Origin of the sequence: Algibacter sp. 2305UL17-15 (assembly GCF_040720935.1) — a bacterium.
Taxonomy (GTDB): domain Bacteria; phylum Bacteroidota; class Bacteroidia; order Flavobacteriales; family Flavobacteriaceae; genus Jejuia.
Genome location: NZ_JBFDAE010000008.1, coordinates 207,946 through 214,548, shown reverse-complemented (window position 1 = coordinate 214,548; position 6,603 = coordinate 207,946). Strand labels below are relative to the sequence as shown.

At 33.3% G+C, this 6,603-nt stretch carries 3 protein-coding genes and 3 pseudogenes; 1 reads left to right on the top strand and 5 read right to left on the bottom strand.

Features of this window, described 5'->3' with window-relative positions; all coding sequences use genetic code 11:
* Window positions 1-692: 692 nt before the first annotated feature.
* The 3 genes and pseudogenes from ABXQ82_RS10855 to ABXQ82_RS10845 form a co-directional block, all read right to left on the bottom strand.
* Window positions 693-1,991, bottom strand: coding sequence for a cell surface protein (locus ABXQ82_RS10855; RefSeq protein ID WP_367059088.1), 1,299 nt, complete (start codon window positions 1,989-1,991; stop codon window positions 693-695).
* Between the two features lie 79 nt (window positions 1,992-2,070).
* Window positions 2,071-3,009 (bottom strand): annotated as a pseudogene (locus ABXQ82_RS10850) (DUF4331 family protein).
* 33 nt (window positions 3,010-3,042) lie between these two features.
* A pseudogene (locus ABXQ82_RS10845) lies at window positions 3,043-3,315 on the bottom strand (DUF4331 family protein); the annotation flags it as partial.
* 148 nt (window positions 3,316-3,463) lie between these two features.
* Between ABXQ82_RS10845 and ABXQ82_RS10840 the strand changes: the two are divergent.
* A complete protein-coding gene (locus ABXQ82_RS10840; protein WP_367059085.1) occupies window positions 3,464-4,639 on the top strand; it encodes an LETM1-related biofilm-associated protein in 1,176 nt (391 codons plus the stop codon).
* 410 nt (window positions 4,640-5,049) lie between these two features.
* On the opposite strand, the pseudogene ABXQ82_RS10835 reads toward ABXQ82_RS10840, so the two are convergent.
* Both ABXQ82_RS10835 and ABXQ82_RS10830 read right to left on the bottom strand, forming a co-directional pair.
* A pseudogene (locus ABXQ82_RS10835) lies at window positions 5,050-5,397 on the bottom strand (Fic family protein); the annotation flags it as partial.
* Between the two features lie 262 nt (window positions 5,398-5,659).
* Window positions 5,660-6,415 carry a LytTR family DNA-binding domain-containing protein gene (locus ABXQ82_RS10830; protein WP_367059083.1) on the bottom strand — a complete coding sequence of 252 codons (756 nt, stop codon included), beginning with the start codon at window positions 6,413-6,415 and terminating at the stop codon, window positions 5,660-5,662.
* Window positions 6,416-6,603: the final 188 nt, after the last annotated feature.

Here is a 6,603-nt window from a genome sequence, read left to right as displayed (position 1 = left end):
CTTTTTTGGCCACAACTGCCATAATACCTTTTTGTCTCTTTACGGAGGAATTCCAGATCTAAAACCGATGATAGCCTGCGGTAAAAATTGTCCCGCGGAACCCGAGCGCTCAACTGGAAACTGCTGAACAGCTTTTCTTGAAATATCTTGTTGCCTTGCATATGTTAATATACGAAATTTCTGTATATTTACCAAAACGTTGTGCAACAGGCACACCGTGTAAAAATAATTGCTCGGCTAGTGACTCTTTGGAAAATTCCTACCTTTAAGAAAAATCAATTTAGCGGAAAATAACACACATTCCTTTCCGCAACTAACCATACACGAAGACGTACTGCATTTAAGAAAAACCGAGATTTAATGAACAAGCTTCTGATTTTATTATTATTATTTTCTTCTTTCGCATCGTGTCAAGAGAAAAAAACTGATTTTAAAATCACTCAATTCGAAGAAACAGTATAGATAAGTGATAGTATCATATGATACTATAAAAATGAAATATCCTCATAAATTACTCCAAAAATCTTAAAATTAATTGCTTCGATTTCTGAAAAACTAAACAAAACAAAAGCCACCAATCACATTTCTGTAACATGACGACTTTCATCCTAACAAAAAAAACCTAAAACCAAACCATCTTTAGGTTTCAAAAATCAAACTAATTCCTCTTAAATCAATTTGTAAGTTCTAAACTAAATATTCTTAATATGTTGGGCCATTAATGGTCCTAATTCAAACGTACTTTCCAATAATTCTCCTTTTAATGTTTTTGCATTATCTACCAAACCGTTTGCTTTATAAATTTGCGCCAAATGGTACATAGCTTCTGGTTCGGAAGTTTTTCCAACTACATGATTTTCCATAATTTCTAAAGCGCCTTTTACATCGCCATGATTGTAATATGCCCAGGCTAACAAATCGTAAGACTGTTCGGTGGGTCTGTTATTAATTTCTTGATTGGCTATTCTTAAAGCTTCAGCTGTTTTTTTAGAATCTTCAGCAAATAATAACACGTTATATTTATTATACATGTCGCCATATAAATTATTCGTAACAGCATTATTGTATAATTCTAATTGTGTTTCTTTCTGAATTATATCGCCTTTAAACTCAGCAATTTCTGCTTTCAACAGATAATAATCCGGTGCGTTGTAATTTTCAATAATGGCATTTAAAATACGTAATGCTTCATCTGGATTTTTCTCGTGAGAATACACGATCCAAGCAATTCCCTTTTTTGCATAAGCATCATTTGGATCAATTTCTAAAGCCTTTAAATAATGATTATAGGACGCTTCAATTTTTCCTGCATGCCCGTAATAATCAGCTAAATTGGTGTATGCCCATTGTTTTAAACCTTCATTTTTATGAGCTTCAACTATTTCTGTAGCCTTTTTTAAATATAAAATGGCATTATCTAAATCGCCTTCATGATCGCTCCATTTTGATAATCTTATTAAGAAATCGAAATCTTTATAATTTTCAATTTTAGTTAAATACTGCTTTGCGGCTTCTGTATTGCCTAACTCTAAATACACATCGAACAACATTTTTTGAGTTGACTTTAGTTTATCGCCATTAGCTTCTGCTTTTTTCAGTAATTCTAAAGCGTCTTTAAATTTGTGTTGCGAAATATAATTTCTAGACAATGCTCTTAAATATCCAGAATTTTTATAAGCAGTAGCTTCGTTTGCTGCTACCAAATAGACTTCTGCTTGTATTAAATGTTTTATTTTACCTGTTTTATTAAATAATAGAGATTGGGATGCTGCAGCTTTTACCAAATACGGAAACTGATTTGGCTCTTTTTCAAGCTTTTTTTCCCAAAATTTATAATCCTGTTGTGCAGCATCCAACATCTCATTTTTTTCTGTTTTTAAATAGTGGTTGTAATCTTTAGAATTTGTTACTAAAGTTGGTGCTGGAGAATTGTCTTTACATCCTACTACCAATAAAATAATTGTAAAAGCTAAGAGGTTTATGGTTTTCATTGTTTTGTGTTTTTTTGTTAGTAATTCTTTTAAATAACCGAGCATGTTTTTTTCAAAACATACTCGGGAGAGATAGCCATTACCATGGTGAGGCTAAATATGGGAACGAGGTTAAAAAAGGTTTATCATTAGCATCAACATGATCGTCAGACAGCGTTGGATTTTCAGTAAAATCTTCTCCGCCAAAAATCAATAACAGTTCAACAGTAATCACATCATCGGCCAAAGCACGACCTGTTAAAACATTTGTTCCATCATAGAAAGTTGTTTTTCCATCCAACGAAACATTTAAAACATCGGTTGCCAAAAGTCTTGTGAAAGCAGCAGCATCTTGCATTAAAGCATTTTTATCTCCTGTATTTGCAAACGCAGGACTTAATCCTGTTAAGTTCGTTTCAAACATACTTTGAAAAGCGGCATCTTGTTCCGAAGGGATTGTTACATTAAACATATCCTTACTTGCTGAAGACACAAATACAGTATTTACTGCTGGTCTTCCCATTTGATCTGCCTGTGAATAGGTTCCAGAAAAATCGGGTCCTGGAGGTATTGTTATATCGTCATCATTTTTTGAACAATTAAATGCTAAAAATGAAAGTGCTATTACTAGGGTAACTATTTTTAAATTTTTCATGATTTATATTTTAAAGGTTAATGACTGTTATTATTTTGTTTTGGTTTCTACCCAAGTATTGATAGTATTACTAGTTCCTGAACCACTAATCATGGCTTTAGGTACTTCAACTACAATAGACATGACGTTAGATCCTGCGAATGTATCCGCGCCTGGATCGTTAAATGCTGTTGCTGTACCACCAATTATTGCAGAATATTGGGCAAAATCCATAAAGAACGGATCGTCTCTTGGACCTGCGAAAAAGCTCATTCCATTATTTTCTATAATACTTTCACTAGAGCCATATGCAGTAATATCCACAATGCCACCAACAGTAGAATTGGTTTGAATAACGCTGTTCAATCCCGTTTGCGAAGGCGCTATTGGACCAAAAAAGTACATTTTACCATTTCTTGGAATGGCTTGGATTACTAAATCTTCAACATTATCGCCTGTATTGTCAATGTTGATTTCTACTAAAACATTCTCATCAAAAGATGCTGCTCCCGTATTTGCTGGACTTATTAATCCTTGAACATTTGCTACAAACACTAAATTATTTGTGTTTTCGCCCTGAAAGGCATAAAAATCGGTGATATCACTTGTACCACCTTTTACTGCAGGCGCATCTATATGATCTGCTGCAATTGCGAAGAAACTAGCTACTGCTAAAACTCCAACTCCTAATACTGTTTTAAAATTTTTCATAATTTTGAGGTTTTTGTTATTATTAATTTTTCACTCTCAGCCATACCTACGAAAAAAAGAAAAGAGCGGTTTTGTTAAAATTTTGTTAAAGAAAAAATTGCGCCATTTTCAGTTAAAAGATTACTTTTACCGAACCCTAGAAAAAGATATGAACCCATCATCGACCGGTTGGATTAAAAAATTACTTAAAGAAGTTGTTTCAAACAATCTCTTTCTCAATTATAATGAAGAGGTATTTTATGATGCCCTAAGAAGTTGTGGCTTTATTTATGGAAGCAACCAAGAGGTAGTAGCCCAGATTGTTCAGAAAAAAGATCTTACAGAAGAAGAAATCTGCAAAGTCAATCTGTTTTTGGCTTTTTATTACACCTATAATACATCGAATTGCCCCACGCCCTTTATTGATAGCGTTATCAATTTTTACACAGAGATTAATGAAACAAAAACCTCTTTTTTTTCTGATTTATTAGGTGGTAAAAAATCGAGCGAGCAACTAGAAAGTATTATCCATAAACGCATCCAGATTGATGCGAATGTGCTTACTAAAAACTTTAATTATTTTATTATAAATGCATTGTTGTATGTAGATGTGCTAGCATACCAAGAGTATTTAAAGCGCGCCTCTTTTTCCATTGATTACATAAAAAAATTAGAAGGCTCTATAGTTGCTATTTCTTTGGATGTTTTAAATTCAAAGGAAATAAAAAATCAGTATGATGAAAGTTTGATAAAGCTATTCCAGTCCTCATTGCGGTTTAATGAAAGTAATAATTTAGACTATAAGAAAGCCATAAGTAGCATAGCAACAGAACAAGAAAAATATTATGTTTTAGATTTGGCGTGTATGGCAACATGGAGCGACCAAATGATTGATATTGACGAACAGCATTTTCTAGAAAAACTTGGAAAAGATTTAAAATTAAGTTTTTCAAGAACACAGCAATCCATAAAAACAGTAAATCAGTTTTACACCAAAAATAAAGATAATATTGCAGTTTTAAGTTCCAAAAACGTAGTGCAGAGTTTTTACAATAACTCTAGTAAAATGGTAAAAAAATTGATTACCAGAAACAGTAAACGTCTCTACCAAGAATTAAAAGACAGTAAGGAATTAATGGTTTTATTATCTCAATCTACCCATAGGGATTTAACCAAAGAAGAACAACAAAAAGTGCAAGAACAACTTTTAGATATTTTTAAATCCATACCAAGTCTTGCTATATTTTTACTTCCTGGAGGTGCATTACTACTGCCTTTGGTAGTTAAATTTATCCCTAAGTTATTGCCTTCAGCCTTTGATGAAAACAGGATTGATGAGAAATAATTGACGCATCGTTCCCGCTTTCTATTATTTATATAATTGATAATTGCTTCTTTTGTGGTGTACCAATTTCGGCCTTCTTTATGGGCATCTATTTTGCCTTGTCTTGCCAATAAACTGATATATTCTTGACCATAAGGCACATCGGGTTCTTTAACAATATCTGAAACTATTTTATAGTCTAAGGTATTATCGGGCAAAACGCTTAAATATATATTGAGTGTTCGCTCTAAAGACTGACACATTAAAAGCATCAATTTTGAATAATCTTCTTTATGCGCAGCAATTAAAGCACTGTAATATTTCTTTCTATCGTTTTTTAAAATGATTGCAGGAGGAAAACCGTGTTTCATTAAAATTAAATTCATGGCTAAGCGAACCGTTCTACCATTGCCATCAAAAAAAGGATGAATCCAAACAAATTTATGATGGAAAAAAGTTGCCAATTCCAAAACATTCAAACCTAAAGGATTTTTGTTGATAAACTCAACAAGCTCATCCAATAAATCTGGAACTTTTCTAGCATTGGGCGGAATAAAGTTTGCACCAGAAATACGCACGCCTCCATTTCTTAACCTCCCCACAAAATCATCTTCGATGGAACGCAATACAAAACCATGTAAAGTTAAAATATCTTTAGATGAAAGCAGGTAATGAGCTGTAACCAAAGTGTATAAATAATCTATGGCTGTTTTATGGTTTTTTGCTTCAAAATGCTCTCGTAAAGACTTACCTTTTATTGTGATACCTTCTTGAAGCACCACTTGTGTTTCACGAAGACTCAAGGTATTTCCTTCTATACTGTTGGAATTATAAGTCCATTCTATAGATAATGCTTCCCTAATTTTATGGATAGCAATATTGGGCAAAGGTCTAGCCGCTACCAGAGTCTGAACTTTATCGAATAAACGTTCAAAAATAGTATTAACCCTTCTCTATATGTTGTATCTACCTCCCACACACCCCAAGGATACAAAATATCGTTTAGATTAAAAAATTAACTTATCCGATATTAAAACTATACTACTCCAGCCAAGATTTAAAGTCCCTAACCCGCTCTCTAGCAACTATTACTTCCTGCTCGTTATAAGAGTTTAGTTTTATTTGCAAACGTGAATTAGTATAACTTACCATATCTTTTATGGCATTTATGTTCACGAAGAATTTACGATTAACACGAAAGAAGGTGTGCGGTTCCAGCTCATCTTCTAGATGCTCTAAGGTTGTATCTATTAAATAGTTTCTTCCCTCTGAAGTATAAAGATATGTCCCCTTATTTTCGCTGTAAAAACATTCTATTTCATCTATATTAACGAGTTTTAAATGTTGCCCTACTTTTACTGAAAAGCGTTTTTTGTAGTCCCGGTCTATGGGGTTTACGAGTAGTTTTTTGATGTCATCAAAATCTAAGGATACGGTTTGTTTCTGGGGTAAACGTTCTTGATATTTTTTTACGGCAATTGCCAAATCGTCCTCGTCAATAGGTTTTAACAAATAATCGATACTATTCAGTTTGAAAGCTTGAAGTGCGTATTCGTCGTAAGCTGTTGTGAAAATTACTGCAGATTTTATGTCGATAGTTTCGAAAATCTGAAATGACAGTCCGTCGCTTAATTGTATGTCTAGAAAAATTAAATCGGGATGGGTGTTTTTTTGAAACCAATCTAAAGATGCTTCTACGGAATGTAATAAGACCTCCGCATTCAAATCTAAATTTTGGAGCATACGTTGCAAACGTCTTGCTGATGGTTTTTCGTCTTCTATTATAATTACTTTCATTGATTGATTTTGTTTTAGATGATTTACTTTTAGTTAATTGATAGATGCGCTAGGGATTGCTGCGAAACATTTATGTTCATGAATTCATTAATGAAAACTAGAAAGGCATGAATTAAAGCCCACAGACTGACGAAGGAAGTGCGAGTCCCGAAGCTTCGGGAGGAACGGAAAGCCCAATACTTGTGGTA